The sequence below is a fragment of the Pseudonocardia nematodicida genome (assembly GCF_040105385.1).
Classification (GTDB): domain Bacteria; phylum Actinomycetota; class Actinomycetes; order Mycobacteriales; family Pseudonocardiaceae; genus Pseudonocardia; species Pseudonocardia nematodicida.
On record NZ_JBEDNQ010000006.1, the window covers coordinates 286998 to 305009 of the forward strand.

The window sequence follows — 18012 nt, forward strand, 5'->3', positions numbered from 1 at the left end:
GGCACTCACGGCGTCACGGGAGGGCGAGACCGATCATCGAGCCGATGCCGACCGTGGCCAGCAGGATCAGCGGGACGGTGGCCAGGTCCGCGACGATCCCGGTGCGGATCATGCGGATCATCGGGACGTAGCCCGAGCCGTAGACGATCGCGTTCGGCGGCGTCGACACCGGCAGCATCGCGCCGGCGTTCCCGCCGAAGATCGCGGCCATCGCCGGGATCAGCGGGTCCACCCCGATCGCGACGGCGATCGGGATCACGATCGGCACGATGATGCCGACCGAGGCCGTGTTGCTCGTCGTCTCCGAGATCGCCATACCGAGCACGACCGCGACCAGGCACAGCAGCACTGTGGACTGCACCCCGGTCAGGTCCGCGACGGCCGCGCCGAAGCTGTCGGCCAGCCCGGTCTCGCTCATCATCCGGCCGATGGTGAGGCCCACCCCGACCAGGACGACCGTCCCCCAGTCGATCTTCGCGGCGTCCGGCCAGCTCAGCGTCCGCTCCCCGCTGCCGGCGGGCAGGAAGAACAGCAGCCCGGCCGCCGCGACGACGACCGCGCCCTCGTTCAGCCGGTCCAGCACCGCCGCCAGGACGGTGTCCGGCGCGACGACGCCGAGGGTCTCCAGCAACGACGGCACCACCCACAGCGTCACCGTCCCGGCGAAGATCCACAGGACGTTGCGCTCGCCCCGGCTCATGCCGCCCAGCTCGCGGTGCGCGGCCCGGAAGTGCTCCTGGCCACCGGGGATGTGCCGGGTCTCGGGCCGGTTGAGCAGCACCAGCGCGGTGAACATCACGACGCCGAGGGCCAGCACGTACGGCCCGGACATCGCGAGCCAGTCGAACAGCGGGATCTGGTAGCCGGTCATCTCCTCGACCGCGCCGCGGCCGATCACGTTCGCGATGCCGGTGATCGGCGTGAGCACCGACCCGACGCCGGCGCCGTAGGCGATCGCCAGCATGAGCATGCAGGAGAACCGGGTCCGGTGACCCGACACCTCGGGATTGCGCTCCTGGATCAGGTCGCCGACGGTCCGGACGACCCCGACCCCGATCGGCAGCAGCATCGCGGCGGTCGCCGAGGCCGAGACCAGCGTGGCGAGCAGCATCGCGACGACACCGAAGGCCAGCGCGGTGCGGTAGGTGCTGTTCCCGACGCCCGGCAGCGACAGCACCCGCAGCGCGAACCGGCGGTCCAGCCCGTGCACGGTCATCGCGCGGGCCAGCAGGAAGGCCCCGATCACCAGGAACACCGTCGGCGAGCCGAACCCGCCGAAGACCTCGGACGGGCTGCCCACCCCCAGCAGCACCAGCAGCGCGATCCCGATCAGCGCGGTCGCCGCGATCGGGATCGTCTCGCAGATCCACAAGAGGATCACGAACGCCAGCACCGCGAGCATCCCGCGCTGGGCCAGCGTCAGGTCGCCCGGCCAGAACAACGCCAGCGCCATCAGCGGGAGGACGGCGTAGGCGCCGACCCGCGACCGGATCCGGTCGAAGCGGTTCTCGGGCCCCTCGAAGTCCCCCTCGGTCGAGGTGGGCTTCGACCCGGCGGGGGCGCTCATGACGCGAGCTCCGCGATCGGTCCGGCGGGCACCGCCAGCGCCGGGACGTCCGCCCACTCGCCGCGGGCGGTACCGGCGATGCGGGCCGCCTCGCCGACGTAGTCGTCGGCGGTGACCAGCGGGTCGGGCAGCAGGTCGCGCCTCCCCTTCTCCTCGGCGACCTCGGGGAGCACGTCGGCCAGCGTGCGGCCGTCGCGGCGCGCGCGGGCGGCGGCCTCGTAGACGAGGTCGTGCGCGTGCTCGCGGCCCATCGTGGCGGCGAGCGAGATCATCTGGGCCTCGGCCATGACCAGGCCGCCGTCCTGCTCCAGGTTGGCGCGCATCCGCTCGGCGTCGACCCGCATGCCCTCGACGACGACCAGCGTCTCGGCCAGCGCGGTGCCGGCCAGCACCGCCAGCTGCGGGATCACCTGCCACTCGATCTGCCACTCCCCGGCGGCCCGCTCGTGACCGGCCTCCTGGATGCGGGGCAGCGAGGACGCGAGCGCGCCGGCGGTGCCGGTGAGCCCGATGACGATCTCCGACGAGATCGGGTTGACCTTCTGCGGCATCGTCGACGACGCACCGCGGTGGCTCTCGAAGGGCTCGAAGACCTCGCCGATCTCGGTCCGGGACAGGTCGACGACGTTGCGGGCGAGCTTCGCGCAGGACGCGACGATCGTCGAGCACAGCCAGCCGAACTCGGCGACCCCGTCGCGGTCGACGTGCCAGGGGACGTCGGTGTGCTGCAGGCCGAGGAGCCCGGCCGCGGTCGCCCGGACCTCGGCCGAGCACGGTCCGAGTGCGGCGGCCGTGCCGCCGGCGCCGAACAGCGAGATCATGCCGATCCGGGGGGCCGCCTCCGCGAGGCGGCGGCGCTGACGGGTCAGCTGGGCGAGCAGGGTGGCCAGCGTCGCGCCGAACGTCGTCGGGACGGCCTGCTGGGCGTGCGTCCGTGCGGCCATGACCGTTCCGGCGTGCTCGTCGACCCGCTCGGCGAGTGCGTCGCCGAGCCGGCCGAGCCCGCGGTCCAGCGCGGCCAGCGAGCGGACCATCTGCAGTGCGAGCCCGCTGTCCATGATGTCCTGCGTGGTCGCGCCGTAGTGGACGCGCCCGTCGGGCCCGGGCGGGAGCGCACCGCTGATCCCGCGGACCAGCCCGAGGATCGGGTAGCCGACGTTGCGCGCGGACTTCCACAGCGCCTCGCCGTCGATGGTGCGCAGCCGCGCGGCGCCGACGATCGCGTCGGCGTCCTCCCGACCGATCACACCGTGCCGGGCCTGGGCCCGGGCCAGTGCCCGTTCGACGGCGAGCCAGCTCTCGATCGTGCTGTTCTCGGCGAAGATCTGCAGTTGCTCCTCGTCACCCGCGAGGTGGGTGAGCAGGGAGAACGGGGACCGACCGACGGTCGGGGTCATCGTCGAACCTCCATGGCGCGTCGTTGCACCACTCCGCGGACCGCGCGGTGTGGAATGCATTCCACTATGGGATCGATTCCACATGGAGTCAAGAGGCTCGCCGGACGCCGGTCCGGGGTCTAGGACGACGCGGGGTCGTCGTAGCGGGTGTAGGTACCCGCCATCGCCCCGTCCGGGTCCAGCCGGCCCAGCAGGGCGCCGGCGATGGCGGCCAGCTGGTCGACCTGCTCGTCGGACAGCGGGTCGACGACGTGCTGCCGCACCGCGGCCACGTGCCCCGGCGCCGCGGAGCGCAGCTGTTCCCACCCGTCCCCGGTCAGCCGGGCGTCGGTGGCCCGCGACCGCTCCGTCGACGGGACGCGCTCGACGAGGCCGCGGCGCTCCAGCCGGGAGACGACGTGCGAGAGCCGGGGCGGGGTCGCGATGGCTTGCCGGGCCAGCTCGCTCATCCGGAGCGCGCCTCCCGGGGCCTCCGACAGCATCGCCAGCACCAGGTACTCGAACTCCGTGATGCCGGAGTCGCGCCGCAGCTGGCCGTCGAGCGCGTCGGGCAGCAGCTCCAGGACCGCGCGCAGCCGGATCCAGGCCCGTAGCTGCCTGCGTGTCATGGCGGGAGTGTCCACCGTCACCTCCTCGGGCGGAATGGTTGTCGCGACAAGTCGCTTGGACCCATCATCAGTTGTCGCAACAACCTACCGCTCGACAGGAGCGCTCCATGACGCCCGCATCCACCACCGCCGCAGCGGACGCGCGGATCCCCGGCACCCACCCGTTCGCCGCGCACCTGCGCCGAGCCGCCGCGCAGCCGCACCGCCCCTGGACGCCGGAGGACGGCGCGCTGCCCAGCCTGTACGTCTCGCACGGCGGGGGGCCGATGCCGCTCGCCGACCCCGGCTGGCTCGACCCCCTGCTCCGGTGGGCCCGGTCGCTGCCCCGGCCGCGGGCGATCCTGATCGTGTCCGCGCACTGGGAGTCCGCGCCGCTGTCGCTGTCCGCCGCCCGTCCCGACGAGCTGGTCTACGACTTCGGCGGGTTCGACCCGATCTACCACACGTTCCGCTACGACACCCCGGACGCGACCGCACTGATCCGGGAGGTGACCGCGCTCCTGCCGGACGGCGAGCGGGCACACCAGCACGCCCGCCGCGGCCTCGACCACGGCGCCTGGGTCCCGATGAAGATCATGTACCCGGAGGCCGACGTACCGGTGCTGCAGCTGAGCCTGCCCACCGACCGCCCGGCCGAGCTGCTCGCGATCGGCGAGCGGCTGCGGCCGCTGCGGGAGTCCGGGGTGCTCGTCGTCGGCTCCGGGCACATGACCCACGGGCTGCCGTTCCTGAGCCGGGAGAACTTCGTGGACAACGCGGTGCCGGGGTGGTCCGCCGACTTCGACGCCTGGGCCGCGGACGCGCTGGCCCGCGGCGACGTCGACGAGCTCGCCCGGTTCCGGGACGCCCCGGGCATGCCCTACGCGCACCCGACGGTCGAGCACTACACCCCGCTGTTCGTGACGCTCGGCGCGGCCACGGAGCCGACCGCGCCGGTCGTCACGCTCGACGGCTACGGGTTCGGCCTGTCCCGGCGGTCGTTCCAGGTCGCCTGACCGCCGGGCTGCCCGGGGCTACCCGGTCTCGAGCACGAAGTCGTAGTCCGAGCGGATCTCCGCCCCGTTCCCGGTCGGCCGCGGGTCCAGGATCAGCTCCGGCTTGGTGGCCGAGGCGACGTCGGAGTCCAGGTACTCGTCCCCGGTGAAGAACAGCTGCGTGGTGACCGTGCGGCGCCCGGGCGCGGACACCAGCAGGTGCAGGTGCGCCGGACGCCACGGGCTCCACCCCGCCGTCTCGGTCAGCTTCCCGGTGGGTCCGTCGAGCGGGATGGTGTACGGCGCGGGCTTGCGGGTGTGGATCTCGAACCGGCCGTCGTCGTCGCAGGTCACGACGCCGCGCAGGTTGCCCGCCGGGGGCTTCTCCGCGAAGCCGGAGTACCAGCCCTCGTCGTCGGTGTGCCAGATGTCGACCGTCGCCCCGGCCAGCGGCTCGCCGTCGGTGGACCGCACCTGGCCGGCCAGGACGAAGGGCGTGCCCGGCTCGTCGTCGCGCATCGGGAGGGTGGCCGGGGACTGCAGCCGCACCTGGTCGTCGAGCCAGAACGGGCCGAGGATCGTGCCGGTGGACCCGGCCTGGTCCTCGGCCGCGACCCGCTCGACCTCGTACTCCAGGTAGACGTCGAGGAACAGCGGCCACTCCCCGGTGTCGGAGACGTCGATGAGCCAGCGCTTGAAGGCGTCGAACTCGGAGTAGGTCACCCGGTGCTCGCGGATCGCGGAGCGGATGCCCTCCAGCGCCGCGCCGACGACCGCGGAGACGCGCTCCGGGTCGGCGGCGGCACCGGAGGCGCGCTGGTTGGACGAGCCCTGCCGGGCGGACTCGGTGGCGTGCGAGCCGGCCAGACCGGCGTCGGTGGTGGTCATGTTCGGGCCCTTCGGTCTCGGTGTCGGGTCTCGCTCAGCTGCCGTTCCTGCCGAACAGCCGGACGTCGTCGTTGCCGGCCAGGTCGGGGACGGTCCAGCCGTTCAGGTCGTACTCGTCGAGGCACTGCTCGGCGAAGCCCTTCATCTGCGTGGCGGCGCCGGAGGCCTCGGCGGCGAACAGCAGCTCGGCGCGGACGCCCTCGTGGTTGCCGGAGTAGTTGCGCTCGTAGAGCTCGTGCCGGCCACCGAACTCGGTGCCGATGGAGTCCCAGATCAGCTTCATGAGCTTGACCCGGTCGACGGCCTCGTACCCGTCCGAGCCGCGCACGTACTTGTCCAGGTAGGGCCGCACCTCGGGCGACAGGAAGTCGGCCGAGTGGCTCGGCAGGTAGATCAGCGACGCGCCGAGGTCCTGCATGATGATCTCCCGGACCCGCGGGTAACCGAGCGTCATGAACCAGCGGTAGGCCAGGCCGTAGTCGAGATTGGGCAGCACGGCACCGTTGACCCACTCGTCGGGGTTCGCGCACATCGCGTCCGACAGTCCCCAGAACATGTTGCGCCAGGCGATGACCTCGCCGACCCGGGTCTGCACCCCGCGGAAGTCCTTGGTGCCGGTGACCTCCAGGCCCTTCATCAGCAGGCCGGCGAGGAAGTCGAGCTTGACGGCGAGCCGGGTGACGCCGTGGAAGGTGAAGCGGTGCAGGAACCCCGAACCGGGGAAGAACGTCGACGCCTTCTCCGGGTCGCCGTAGATGAAGACGTTCTCCCAGGGGATCAGCACCTTGTCGAGGACGAAGATCGTGTCGTTCTCGTCCAGACGCGACGACAGCGGGTAGTCGAACGGGCTGCCGGTCATCGCGGCCTGCTGCGCGTACGACGGCCGGCAGATCAGCTTCATCCCCGGCGCGCCCATCGGCACCGTGCAGACCAGCGAGTACTCCCGCTTCTTGATCGGCAGGCCGTAATGGGCGAGGAAGTTGAAGTGGGTGATCGCCGAACCGGTCGCGACGACCTTCGCGCCGGAGACGACGACGCCGTTGTCGTTCTCCTCCTCGACGTGCATGAACACGTCGGAGACCTCGTCCGGCGGGCGATGCCGGTCGACCGGCGGGTTGATGATCGCGTGGTTCCAGTAGAGGACCTTCTCCTGGGACTCGGCGTACCAGCGGCGCGCGTTGGCCGCGTAGGGGTCGTAGAACTCGGAGTTGGCGCCGAGGGTGCCGAGGAACGCAGCCTTGTAGTCGGGGCTGCGGCCCATGAAGCCGTAGGTCATCCGCGCCCACTCGGCGATGGCCTCCCGATCCTTCTTCAGGTCCTCGACCGACCGCGGGGTGCGGAAGAACGCGTGGGTGTCGCCGCTGCTGCCGGTGTCGGTGGGGACGACGAGCTTGTCGCGCCGGGCCGGGTCGTGCAGGGCGTCGTAGAGGCGTGCGGTCATCCGGACGGCGTTGCGGAACGCCGGGTGGGTGGTGACGTCGCCGACCTTGTCGCCGTAGAGGTAGACCTCGCGGTCGTCGCGCAGGCTCTCGATGTACTCGTCGCCGGTCATCGGCCGGGTGGCGCGGCCGTCGTCCCCGACGGGGGTGGTCACGGAATCCTGCTGCAGCGTCATCGTCGACTCCTTCGGTGATGGATCGGCTCAGCGATCGGCGGGGTGCGGGATCCAGGCCTGGCCCGCGGGTCCGTCGGCGGAGTCGCCCCAGAGGACGGGCTCGTGGTCGTCGCCGAGGTGGTGGAACCGTCCGGTGTGGAACAGCAGGGGGCGGCCGTCGTGGATCAGGAACTCCTGGACCTCGCCCAGGTAGAGGAGGTGGTCGCCGCCGTCGTAGGACTGCCACGGCGTGCACGAGACGTGCGCCAGCACACCGGCCAGCCGCGGTGCGCCGCAACCGCTGTCGGGCAGCCACCCGACCTGCTCGGTCGGCCGGCCCGCGAAGTGCAGCGCGAGGTCCTTCTGCCCGCTCTCCAGGACGTTGACCGTGAACGGCCGGTGCTCGCGCTCGACCAGGCCGCACAGCCGCGAGCGCCGGTCGAGCGAGACCAGGACCAGCGGCGGGTCCAGCGACACGGCGGTGAAGGCGTTGACCGTCGCGCCGTGCCGGGCACCTGCGGTGTCGTAGCAGCTGACGACGGTCACCCCGGTCGTGAAGTGGCCGAGACAGCGACGCAACTCCCGTGGGTCGATCGCCATCGATCGACTCCCTTCTGTACGCTGTGCGTACATAGCGTCCGCTCTGCGTTCACATCTCACTGTGTCGGGGCCGACCACGCAGGTCAACGGCCCCGCAGGACGGATTCGCGCTCGACTGAGAGGGACACCGTCACGATGACCGGGACCGTCGACCTCGGTGGCGACCGAGACCGGATCCAGAGCCTGGAGCGGGGCTTCGCGGTACTGCTCGCGTTCGACGCCGAGCGTCCCCGACCCACGAGCTCGGACCTGGCCGTCGCGACCGGGCTGTCCCGGCCCGCGGTCCGCCGGATCCTGCTGACGCTGCAGCACCTCGGCTACGTCGAGCCCGTCGACGGCCGGTGGCGCCTCACCCCGCGGGTGCTGTCCATCGGGCAGCGGTTCACCGCCACCCACTCCCTCGCCGAGGACGCCCGGCCCTACCTGAGCGGGCTGGCCGACCGCACCGGCGAGTCGGCCTCGCTGGCCGTGCTGGACGGCACGGACGCGGTGTACGTCGCCCGGATCCCGGTCCGCCGGATCATGCAGATGGACATCTCACCCGGCACCCGGGTCCCCGCGACCGCGACCGCGATGGGGCGGGTGCTGCTGGCCTGGGCCGACGAGGCCGTGATCAGGCGGGTGCTGGACGCCGGCCCGCCCGCCTGCACGCCGCGCACGGTGACCGACCCCGCGGCGTTGCGGCGGACGCTGCGGGAGGTCCGCGCCCAGGGCTGGGCGCTGTCCGCGGGGGAGCTCGACCCGGACCTGATCGCGCTGGCGGCGCCGGTGCGGGACCACTCAGGTGAGGTCGTGGCGGCGCTGGCGTCGGCGACGAGTGCGGGGCGGTCGTCGCCGGAGCGCCTCGTGGAGACCGTGCTGCCGCACGTGCTCGCCGCGGCGGAGCGGCTGAGCCGGGCGCTGGGGAGGCCGGCGGGGGCGCGGTTCGGGGCCGACCGGGACGGGTTCTACTGATCGCTCGTGGGATCGGTGCTCGTGGCGGTGGGACGGTCTCGGGCCGTCGTGAAGACCGCGGAGCCGCCCTTCTGATCCGAACCTGAGCGGATCACCGCCTTCCGACTCGGTCGGTACGGTAGCGCTGGAGCTTGTCCGGGTCGATCTCGACACCGATCCCCGGACCGGACGGCACGCGCAGCTCGCCATCGACGATGCGCAGCGGTTCGGTGAGCAGGTCGTCGGCCATGTCCAGGTAGTTCGACAGCTCGCCGGCGCGGGCGCTCGTGCTCCGGTGCGCGGCACCGAAGACGACCGTGCACGCGGTGCCGAGCTGGCCGTCGATCTGGTTGCCCATCACGACCTCGGCGCCGAGGCCCTCGCACAGGTGCAGGACCCGCTGGGAACCGGTGAACCCGGTCCGCGCGGTCTTGATGCTGATCATGGTGGCGGCGCCGTCGAGCAACTCGCGGGTCACCTCGCCCGGCCGGGTCGCGGACTCGTCGGCCACCGTCGGGAACGGGGTCCGGGCGGTCAGCCAGCGCCGGCCGAGCACCTGGTCGGCGGGCACGAGCTCCTCGGACAGCGTCAGCCCGAGGTCGGCCATCTCGTCGAGCGCCCGTGCCGCCTCCGACGGGGTCCAGCCGCGGTTGCCGTCGACGTAGAGCTCGACGTCCGGGCCGAGGGCCTCGCGCAACGCGCGGCACGCCCCGGTGTCCAGCGACACCGGCCGCCGTCCCACCTTGACCTTGAACGTGGTGACGCCGTGCTCGTCGCGCATCCGCCGGGCCTCGGCCACCATGACGTCGTCGGGGGCGAAGCCGACCATGTGCGAGACCCGCATCCGGTCGGTCCACCCGCCGAGCAGATCGGTGACCGACACGCCCAGCCGCCGGCCCAGCACGTCCCAGACGGCCATGTCGATCGCCGCCTTCGCCGCCGGATTGCCGACCGTCCGGTCCAGCACGGCGTGGATCCGTTCCCGGTCGAACACGCTCAGCCCGACCAGGTCCGGGGCGAAGACGGTGTCGACGACCGCGCGGATCGACGTCTGCGTCTCGCCGTAGGTGTAGGGCCGCGGCGGGGCCTCGGCGACACCGACGACGCCGTCCTCGGCCCGGACCCGCACGAGCACGTGGTCGGCGGTGTGCACCTCGCCGGAGGCGAAGCGCAGCGGTTTGCGGTACGGCACGGCGAACGGGATCGCCTCGACGGCGAGGATCTTCACGCGGTTCCTCCAACGACGGGAGCGCCCCGGGTCTCGAGCTCGTGGGCGTGCTCGGCGAGCACACGGAGCAGCCGGACGAGCGCGGTCGAGTCGTCGCCGGTGCGCCACGCCAGGGCGAGGTCGACCCGGAGCTGCTCCACCAGGTCGACGACGGCCACGCCCTCGGAACCCAGCACCCGCACGGCGTCCGGCAGCAGCGCCACTCCCGCTCCGGCGGCGATGTGGGTCAACACGATCGGGGTCTCCCGGGCCTCTACCCGACGACGGGGCAGGAAGCCGGCCTCCAGGCAGGCCCGGGTGGCGACCGAGTCGACGACCGAGCCCGGCGCGCCGTAGGCGACGAAGTCCTCGGATCGGAGCTCGGCCACCGACACGCTCGGCCGCCCGGCCAGGGGATGCTCCGCCGGGAGCACCGCGACCAGCCGTTCCCCGGCGACCGTCCGGACCGAGAGGTCGGTCCGCAGCACCGGCGGGCGGAGCACGGCCAGGTCGATCCGGCGCTCGTCGAGGGCGTCCTCCTGGGCCGGGGTGAGCAGACCGGGAAGAAAGCGCAACGTCAGCCCGGGCAGTTCCCGGGCCGCGACCCGCACCAGCCGTGGCAACAGCCGGTACGCGGCGAGGTCGGTGGCCCCGAGCGTCAGGACGCCGTCCGAACCCGACGCCACCTGCTCGACCCGCCGTCGCGCGTCCTCGACACCGGCGAGGATCCGGTAGGCGTCGGCCAGCAGGGACGCGCCCGCGGGGGTCAGGTCGACCCGGCGGGTGGTGCGCGCGAACAGCGTCGCCCCGACCTCGGACTCCAGCTGCCGGATGGCCTGGGACAGCGGGGACTGCGCCATGTGCAGGCGGTCCGCGGCGCGGCCGAAGTGCCGGGTCTCGGCCACCGCGACGAAGTAGCGCAGCAGGCGCATGTCCACGCCGCACACGTTAGGCGCCCGGACCTTGTGGGGACAAAGACCAGAACCCGGTTGATCGAGAGGCTCAGCATCTCAGTCGCCGCGCGGTACCGTCGCCGCAGTCGACGTGCGAGGGGAGACCGTGTCCGAGACCGAGTTCCCCCGCACGCTCGGAAAGGTCGCTCCCCGCGAGCTGGCGGCCCACGGCGTCACGACCTACGCGCAGCTGGCCGAGCACACCGAGCGGGAGCTGCTCGCGATCCACGGGGTGGGGCCGAAGGCGATCCGCATTCTCCGCGAGGAGCTGACGGTACGAGGACTGCGCTTCCGCGACGAGTGATGCCCGGCGACCGTCGAACGGCCCGGTGACCGGAGAACCCACGTCCCGGCGTCGGGACACCGGATCCGGACACCCGGTCACGCGCGAGAAAGGCCGGACGCGTGCGCCCGTCGGAGCCGGAGTGCTCTCGTCAGGACATCGAGCTGCGCGGGGTTGTACAGGTCGGCGACTGCCTCCTGGACGTCCCGCCGTCCCGGTCCGGCCCCCCACAGACCCGCGTCGACCAGCTGGAACTGGGAGAGGCGTTCCGCCGCGAGGTGTCGCAGATGCTCCGCGATGCCGGTGGCGACGACCTCGCGGCTCGATCCGTCGGCGTCGCCGGGGAGGTTGTCGAAGGCGACGACGGCGGCGTGCGACCGGTACGGCGGCAGCAGGTCCAGGTAGGCCTCGAGCGGCCGCGGGCCGAGCAGCCGGCTGAGGACGACGACGAGGGCCCGCTCGACCGTCGGTAGCCCCTCGACCCGGCCGGCGATCCGGACGGGCACGTCGAGCGGGGTCTCCTGCTCGAGCATCGTCACGAGCTCCGCGCGGGTCCGCTGCAGACGTTCGATGTCGCGGGCGATCTCGGCCTCGACGTCGCGCAGCACCCCGGTGGGCAGCCGATCGGCGTCCCCGACCGCGGCGACCTGCGACAACGACAGACCGAGCTCGGTGAGCCGCCGGATCCGGATCAGCCGGACGAGGTGCTCCACCCCGTACTGCTGGTACCCGTTCGACCGCCGCTGCGGCTCGGGGAGCAGGCCGATCTCGTGGTAGTGCCGCACCGCGCGACGACTCGTCCCGGCGAGCTCGGCCAGCCGGCGGGGGCTCCACACCACGGCACCGTCCTTCCCGGATCCAGCGTGCGCGGACGACCGGCCCGGACGTGGTCGCACCTCGCGGCGCCCCCGCCGGACCGGAACGAACCGACCATAACCGGTGACCGGTGCCACACCGTTGCATCTTGAGGTGGCCGTGACGGCCAGGTGTGCGCTGCCCCTGCCCCGTCACCTGCTCATCTGGAGTAGTCCTCGCCGTGTTCCGTCACCCACGTCTCCGCCTACTGATCACCTCCACGGTCCTGCTCGGTCTCGCCGCCGGGTGCGCCACCGCGCCGGCCACCGCCGGCGGGGCGGACTCGGCGCCGCTCGACGCCTTCCACGCCCAGGAGCTCGCCTTCGGTCCGTGCGGCGGCTACGCCACCACCGAGGGCGACGCCGCCGTCCTCGGCGGGGACGGCCTCGAGTGCGCCCGGCTGACCGTCCCGCTGGACCACGACGACCCCGACGGGAGGACGGCCGAGCTCGGGATCCTGCGCGTCCCGGCGACCGGGGACCGGATCGGCTCCCTGGTCGTCAACCCCGGCGGCCCGGCGAAGCCGGGGATGTCCTACGCCGCCCAGCTGGCGGCCCTCCCGGGCTCCGACCGGATCACCGAGCGGTTCGACCTGGTCGGCTTCGACATGCGCGGCACCGGGGCGTCCACCCCGGTCGTCGACTGCTTCACCGATGCCGAGCGCCAGGACGACCTGCTCATGGCCACCTTCCTGTTCGGCGGCGAGACCTGGAGCGAGGACGACACCCGGAAGGCCGCACGGGGCTGCGCCGAGGGCTCCGGCGGAGTGGACGTCATCAGCCACCTCGGCAGCCGCGACACGGTCCGGGACATGGACGTCCTGCGCGCCGTCCTCGGCGACGACCAGCTGAACTTCCTGGGCGCCAGCTACGGCACCCGGCTGGGCGCGGTCTACGCCGAGATGTTCCCGCAGAACGTCCGGAGCATGGTCCTCGACGGCGGGATGGACCCGAACCTGGGCATCCGGGACCGGATGGTCCAGCAGTACGCCGGCTTCCAGCGCTCCTTCGACGCCATGGCGACCGCCTGCGCCGCGGCCGGGGACTGTCCGCTCGGCGACGACCCGCAGCAGGCCACCGCGCGATTCCACGAGCTCGTCCGGCCGCTCGCCGAGGACCCCGTCCCCGCCGGCCCGGACCGCGAGCTGACCTACCGGGGCGCGGTCGAGGGCGTGCTGTTCGCCCTCTACCAGCAGGACTACTGGCCGGTGATCGTCCAGGGCCTGACCGAGCTCACGGCGGACCGGGGGGACACGCTGCTCGCCATCCGCGACGGGGCCCACGAACGGCAGAGCGACGGCAGCTATCCCACCTTCATCGAAGGCGCCTTCGCGATCCACTGCAACGACCGCGAGCGGCTGACCCCGGACCAGGAGACGGCGATGCGGCAGCAGATGCTGCAGGCCGCACCGTTCCTCGACGACGGTCGCGGGACCGCGGCCCGCGACGGCTGCGAGCACTGGCCCGCCGAGCCGACCCTGGGGTCGCCCTACGCGACCGACGTCGACGGCCTGCCGCAGACCCTCGTCGTCTCCGTCACCGGCGACCCCGCGTCGCCGCACGAGGGCGGTGTCGCCCTCGCCGACACCCTCGGATCCGGCCTGCTCACCGTCGAGGGCGAGCAGCACGGTGCGGTGCTCGTGGCCGGGAACAGCTGCGTCGACGACATCGTCGCCGACTACCTCATCGACCTGACGGTGCCCGACGATGCCCGCTGCACCCTCTGACCGGCCGGCCCCGGCACCGGACCGGGGCCGCCCGCCGGGGTCCCGTCGGCCGTTCCTGGCGTCCGACGGGCCCCGGTACCTCGTCACGACCGCGGCCACCGTGGTCCTCGCCGCCGCCTACGGCGCGATCGTCCAGACCGTGTCGCCGGCCGCCATCGGGTCGCTGGGCTTCGTCGTCACCGTCTACTTCGGAGCGTGGAGTGTCTGGGCCGCGCTCTACGCCGGGCTCACCGTCACCGTGCTCCGCCGGGCCGGCGGGATCGCCCTGGTCGACTGGCTGACCGAGGACCGGTCGGGACGCCGCCGCCGTCGGCGCACCGAGCTGCTGACGGGCAGCGGCGGCCCGCTCGGCGCGCTCTCGTTCTGCGCGGTCGCGATCGGAGCCGTGGTCGGCGCGATGGTGGTGCGGGAGCTGCGGGAGGACCCCGTCGTCGTCGGGCTGGCGGTACCGGTGGTGCTCACCTCGTGGGTGCTCATCGTGACGGTCTACGCCGTGCACTACGCCCGGGAGAACGCCCGCGCCGGCGGGCTGGACTTCGCGGGGTGCGACGACGGGCCACCCGGGTTCGCCGACCACCTGTACCTCGCGGTCCAGATCAGTACCGCCTACACCAGCGCGGACGTCGCGGTGACGGGGCAGGGCATGCGGCACACGGCGGCACTGCACGCCGTGGTCGCCTTCGTCTTCAACACCGTGCTGATCGCGCTGCTGGTGTCGCTGCTCGTCACCGTCACCACGTAGGGCGGCGGGCGGGGCCCGGCGACCGGCGGGGCCCGCACACTTCGCTGCACGTCAGGCAACGATGCACGACGTGCAGCGAATATGTACGGTCGATCGGGAACTCGACGTCCCACCCGAGGAGCCCGCCGTGAACGAGACGGCCCCCGCCCCGACCGACTCCCCGACCGCCCTGCGCAGCCTGGTGCCCGAGGACCTGCTGCAGCGGGAACCGGCCTGCCCGTTCGATCCCGCGCCGGGTCTCGCGGCACGTCGTGGCGGCGGCGCCGTGCAGCCCGTCGACCTGCGCAACGGTGCGCGGGCCTTCCTCGTGACAGGCTTCGACGAGGCGCGCGCGGTGCTCGCCGATGCCCGCTTCAGTGCCGACCGGGTCCGCTACAAGGACGCGACGAAGCTCTCCACCGAGGAGGTCGCGCAGCTCGAGGCCGCGGCCGGTCGCGGTGAGCCGGTCCGCCCGGCCGACGTGGAACGCCACGACGCCATGTTCATCTTCATGGACCCGCCCGAGCACACCCGCATCCGTCGGCTCCTGCAGGGCCAGTTCACCGTCCGTCGCATGCGTGCGCTCGAGGAGCGCATGACCGAGATCGCTACGGAACACCTCGACGCGATGCTCGCCCGTGGACCGGGCGCGGACCTGGTGCCCTCGTACGCCCTGCCGCTGCCGTCGCAGATGATCTGCGAGCTGCTCGGCGTCGACTACGCCGACCGGCAGACGTTCCAGGACAACACCTCGGTGGGCCTGAACGCCAACTCCTCCGAGGCGGAACGCGGCCGGGCCCTCGGCGAGTTGTACTCGTTCCTCTCGGGACTCGTCGCGCACAAGAAGGCCCGTCCCGGCGACGACCTCCTGTCGGGCCTGATCCACGAGTCCGACCCGCCGCTGCCGGACAACCAGCTGATCGACATCTCGCTCGTGCTGCTCGGCGCCGGGCACGAGACCACGGCCAACATGCTCGCTCTCGGAGCGTTCGCCCTGCTCCGGAACCCCGACCAGCTCGCGGCGATGACCACCGGGCCGGACACGATCGACACCGCCGTCGAGGAGCTCCTGCGTTACCTGAGCATCATCCAGCTCGGCGTCACACGGGTGGCGACCGAGACCGTCGACGTCGGCGGGACCGAGATCCCCGCGGGTGCCACCGTGATCATCGCCGTCCCCGAGGCGAACCGTGACCAACGGACCGTCGACGACGGTGACACCCTCGACGTACGTCGCGAACGGGTGCCGCACCTGGCCTTCGGCCACGGCGTTCACCAGTGCATCGGCTCCCAGCTGGCGCGCGTCGAGATGACGGTCGGCTTCCGCGAGCTGTTCCGCCGGATCCCCGATCTGCGGCTGGCCGTCCCGCCGGAACAGGTCCCGCTGCGGAACGACATGTTGATCTTCGGGGTGCACTCGCTGCCCGTCACGTGGGGCTGACGTGACACCGTTCCGGTCGTGAACGCTACCGACGACCCGGCGACGGCCGCTCCCGGGCTGCGCGAGCGCAAGAAGCTCGCCACCCGGGAGGCGGTCCGCGCCGCCACGGTCCGTCTCACCGAGCAGCACGGGATCGGCGACGTGACCGTCGAGATGATCGCGCGCGCGGCCGACGTGTCGGTACGGACCTTCTTCAACCACTTCCCGAGCAAGGAGGAGGCCGTTCTCGACGTGGTCCGCACCCGGGCCGCGGTACTGATCGAGGAGTTCCGGCGCCGGCCACCGGAGGAGCCGCTGCTCGACGCCGTCCGGGAGGCGGCCCTGACCGTGATCGACCGCGACGACGCCCTGGGGCGGGTCCACCTCGTCGCCCTGCGGCTCGTGCGCGACACCCCGACCCTGCGGGCCCACGAGATGGCGGTGCTCGCCGAGCAGGAGGCCGCACTCGCGGGCGCGATCACGGTCCGCCTGGGCGTCGATCCGGCGTCGGACACCCGGTCCGTCGTGGCCGCCGCCGCGGCACTGTCCACGCTCCGGATCGCGCTCGACCGGTGGCTGGCCCGCCCGGACGGGGATCTGCGGGGCACGGGGGCCGTGCGCTCCGGGCTCGCCGCGGAGATCGACGACGCCTTCGCCGCACTGGTGCACATGGTCGAGCGGCCCTAGTGTCCGCCGACGGCCGTACGGGCGGAGGCGAACGGCCGCCCGGGATCACCGGTTGCGATGTGAGTAGTCCCGGGCCGACTCCCCGTGGAACCGGCTGAAGGCGCGGCTGAAGTTCGACACCTGCGTGTAGCCGACCTGACGGGCCACACTGGACGGCGTCGTCCCCGCCGTCAGCAGCTCCCGGGCCGTCCGCATCCGCGCGGCGTGCCGCCAGCGCGCGAACGTCATCCCGGTCTCCCGGCCGAACGCCTCGTGAACCGACCGGTCCACGGCGCCGCCCGGGGGCTCCCGCATCCGGCGCAGGAACGCGTCGGCCGCGGCGCGGGCCCGGGGGTCGGCGGGCATCGGCACGCTGCGGGCCCGGTCGGCGGCGAGCTGCCGGTGGAACATCTCGAGGATCGCGCGGCGGTCGTGGCCGTCCGGCCGGAGCGGGGTCCGCGCGCTCACCGAGCAGTGCAGCAGGTAGTCGTCCCAGCTGGGCGGGAACCGCGCGCGCAGCGGCCCGGTGAGGTCGATGTCGGCGTCGTCGGGGTCGAGATGGCCGAGCGGCAGGGCGATCGAGTCGGCGTGCGTCCCGAACTGGTGGTCGCGACCGGCCGGGATCCAGGTCGCGTCGCCTCTGCCGAGGTGATGGGTCTCGCCGTCGATCCGCAGGTAGCCGGACCCCCGGTACATCCAGGTGAGCACGTGCACGCCGTTGGCGTGCGGCGGTGTCTGGGTGGCCGGCAGCGGCCGGGCCCCGGCCGTCCCGCCGAGGACCTGCGCCAGGACCCCGGACCGGGGCACCGGCGACGGGTGCTGGGCCGGGCGCCGTGACGGGTCGGCCCCGCGCCGGCGCAGGCGTACCGAGTACTCGCGGGGCGTGATGCCGTGGCTCTGCCGGAACGCGCGGGCGAAACCGTTCCGCCCGGCGAACCCGGTGCGCACCGCGACCCGGCCGACCTCCTCGCCCGCGGCGAGGAGGTCACAGGCCACGGCCAGCCGGCACGCGGTGCGCCACTGCGCGAACGTCAGCCCGGTGCCGCGCACGAACTCCCGGTGCAGGGTGCGGCTGCTGCACGCGACCAGACCGGCCCACCGCTCGGCCGTGTGGTCGAGGGCGGGATCCCGCACCAGCGCCTCGGCCACCGCCCGCGCGGCGTCGCCGGTCGGCCACGGCGGACCGCCGTCCGGTCCGGCCGCCGGGAGCGCCTGCCCGGCGGCGGGATCGACGACCTCGAGCAGCGACGCCCGGCTGTAGCCGAAGCTGGTCACCGGCGCGACGAAGTGCACGTAGTGCTGGATCAGCCGGTCGTGCCACTCCGGGCGCACCTCGAACCGGACCGGATCCGCGGGGGCCGTCGCGACGGCACCCGGGGGCACGGCGTAGGGGAAGGCCACGGTGCCCGGGCAGGTCCGGATCCGCCGGCCCCGGTCGGCGGGGACCCAGAGTCCCTCGCCCGCCTCCAGCCGGTGCGTGTCCCCGTGGTCGAGCGCGACGTGCACGCGTCCGGTGCGCGCCCACACCAGCAGGCAGGTTCCCCGTGACCAGTCGGTCCCGGTGTGTGACAACGGGATCGGCGGCGGAAGCGGCGCGGCGGTGCTCCCCGTCATGCTCCC

The 18012-nt window shown here is 73.1% G+C and carries 17 protein-coding genes; 7 read left to right on the plus strand and 10 right to left on the minus strand.

The genetic code is table 11. From position 1 onward, the window contains the following. Positions 1-13: 13 nt before the first annotated feature. From WIS52_RS16705 to WIS52_RS16715, 3 genes are all read right to left on the minus strand, one after another. Positions 14-1567, minus strand: a complete 1554-nt coding sequence (locus WIS52_RS16705; RefSeq protein WP_349299183.1) for an SLC13 family permease — start codon at positions 1565-1567, stop codon at positions 14-16. Then, the gene (locus WIS52_RS16710; protein ID WP_349299184.1) at positions 1564-2964 is read right to left on the minus strand and encodes a lyase family protein; all 1401 of its coding nucleotides are present in this window, start codon (positions 2962-2964) and stop codon (positions 1564-1566) included. Before WIS52_RS16710 ends, WIS52_RS16705 begins: the two co-directional genes overlap by 4 nt. 119 nt (positions 2965-3083) lie before the next feature. Continuing rightward, positions 3084-3572 (minus strand): MarR family winged helix-turn-helix transcriptional regulator, encoded by a 489-nt coding sequence (locus tag WIS52_RS16715; protein WP_349299185.1) that lies wholly within the window; start codon positions 3570-3572, stop codon positions 3084-3086. Positions 3573-3679: 107 nt separating this feature from the next. On the opposite strand from WIS52_RS16715, the gene WIS52_RS16720 reads away from it, so the two are divergent. Next, entirely contained in the window at positions 3680-4567 is an 888-nt protein-coding gene (locus WIS52_RS16720; RefSeq protein ID WP_349299186.1) for a dioxygenase family protein, read from the plus strand. A gap of 18 nt (positions 4568-4585) precedes the next feature. Here the strand turns inward: WIS52_RS16720 and WIS52_RS16725 are convergent, their stop codons facing one another. Genes WIS52_RS16725 through WIS52_RS16735 form a run of 3 tightly spaced genes read right to left on the minus strand, consistent with a single transcriptional unit; the run spans position 4586 to position 7628 of the window. Further along, a complete protein-coding gene (locus WIS52_RS16725) occupies positions 4586-5434 on the minus strand; it encodes a dioxygenase family protein (RefSeq protein WP_349299187.1) in 849 nt (282 codons plus the stop codon). 34 nt (positions 5435-5468) lie between these two features. Then, complete coding sequence (locus WIS52_RS16730; RefSeq protein ID WP_349299188.1) at positions 5469-7049, minus strand: 4-hydroxyphenylacetate 3-hydroxylase family protein; 1581 nt, start codon at positions 7047-7049, stop codon at positions 5469-5471. Positions 7050-7076: 27 nt separating this feature from the next. Next, entirely contained in the window at positions 7077-7628 is a 552-nt protein-coding gene (locus WIS52_RS16735) for a flavin reductase family protein (RefSeq protein ID WP_349299189.1), read from the minus strand. A gap of 135 nt (positions 7629-7763) precedes the next feature. On the opposite strand from WIS52_RS16735, the gene WIS52_RS16740 reads away from it, so the two are divergent. Further along, on the plus strand, positions 7764-8582 hold the full coding sequence (locus WIS52_RS16740; RefSeq protein WP_349299190.1) for an IclR family transcriptional regulator domain-containing protein: 819 nt from the start codon (positions 7764-7766) through the stop codon (positions 8580-8582). Between the two features lie 91 nt (positions 8583-8673). On the opposite strand, the gene WIS52_RS16745 is transcribed toward WIS52_RS16740, so the two are convergent. Together WIS52_RS16745 and WIS52_RS16750 are read right to left on the minus strand one after the other, a co-directional pair. Beyond that, a complete protein-coding gene (locus tag WIS52_RS16745; protein WP_349299191.1) occupies positions 8674-9789 on the minus strand; it encodes a mandelate racemase/muconate lactonizing enzyme family protein in 1116 nt (371 codons plus the stop codon). Continuing rightward, a complete protein-coding gene (locus tag WIS52_RS16750; RefSeq protein WP_349299289.1) occupies positions 9786-10700 on the minus strand; it encodes a LysR substrate-binding domain-containing protein in 915 nt (304 codons plus the stop codon). Before WIS52_RS16750 ends, WIS52_RS16745 begins: the two co-directional genes overlap by 4 nt. A 127-nt stretch (positions 10701-10827) precedes the next feature. On the opposite strand from WIS52_RS16750, the gene WIS52_RS16755 reads away from it, so the two are divergent. Then, positions 10828-11025: a helix-hairpin-helix domain-containing protein gene (locus tag WIS52_RS16755; RefSeq protein WP_349299192.1), complete on the plus strand. Its 198-nt coding sequence runs from the start codon at positions 10828-10830 to the stop codon at positions 11023-11025. Positions 11026-11102: 77 nt separating this feature from the next. Here the strand turns inward: WIS52_RS16755 and WIS52_RS16760 are convergent, their stop codons facing one another. Next, positions 11103-11843 (minus strand): helix-turn-helix domain-containing protein, encoded by a 741-nt coding sequence (locus WIS52_RS16760; RefSeq protein ID WP_349299193.1) that lies wholly within the window; start codon positions 11841-11843, stop codon positions 11103-11105. A 197-nt stretch (positions 11844-12040) separates the two neighbouring features. Here WIS52_RS16760 and WIS52_RS16765 point away from each other — a divergent pair, with 197 nt between their 5' ends. From WIS52_RS16765 to WIS52_RS16780, 4 genes are all read left to right on the plus strand, one after another. Then, the gene (locus WIS52_RS16765) at positions 12041-13585 is read left to right on the plus strand and encodes an alpha/beta hydrolase (RefSeq protein WP_349299194.1); all 1545 of its coding nucleotides are present in this window, start codon (positions 12041-12043) and stop codon (positions 13583-13585) included. Continuing rightward, a complete protein-coding gene (locus WIS52_RS16770) occupies positions 13566-14327 on the plus strand; it encodes a DUF1345 domain-containing protein (RefSeq protein WP_349299195.1) in 762 nt (253 codons plus the stop codon). The genes WIS52_RS16765 and WIS52_RS16770 overlap by 20 nt, the downstream gene beginning before the upstream one ends. A 127-nt stretch (positions 14328-14454) precedes the next feature. Further along, the gene (locus WIS52_RS16775; protein WP_349299196.1) at positions 14455-15747 is read left to right on the plus strand and encodes a cytochrome P450; all 1293 of its coding nucleotides are present in this window, start codon (positions 14455-14457) and stop codon (positions 15745-15747) included. Positions 15748-15765: 18 nt separating this feature from the next. Then, a complete protein-coding gene (locus WIS52_RS16780) occupies positions 15766-16413 on the plus strand; it encodes a TetR/AcrR family transcriptional regulator (RefSeq protein WP_349299197.1) in 648 nt (215 codons plus the stop codon). A 45-nt stretch (positions 16414-16458) separates the two neighbouring features. Here WIS52_RS16780 and WIS52_RS16785 read toward each other — a convergent pair whose 3' ends face one another. Further along, on the minus strand, positions 16459-18006 hold the full coding sequence (locus tag WIS52_RS16785) for a helix-turn-helix transcriptional regulator (protein ID WP_349299198.1): 1548 nt from the start codon (positions 18004-18006) through the stop codon (positions 16459-16461). Positions 18007-18012 lie beyond the last annotated feature (6 nt).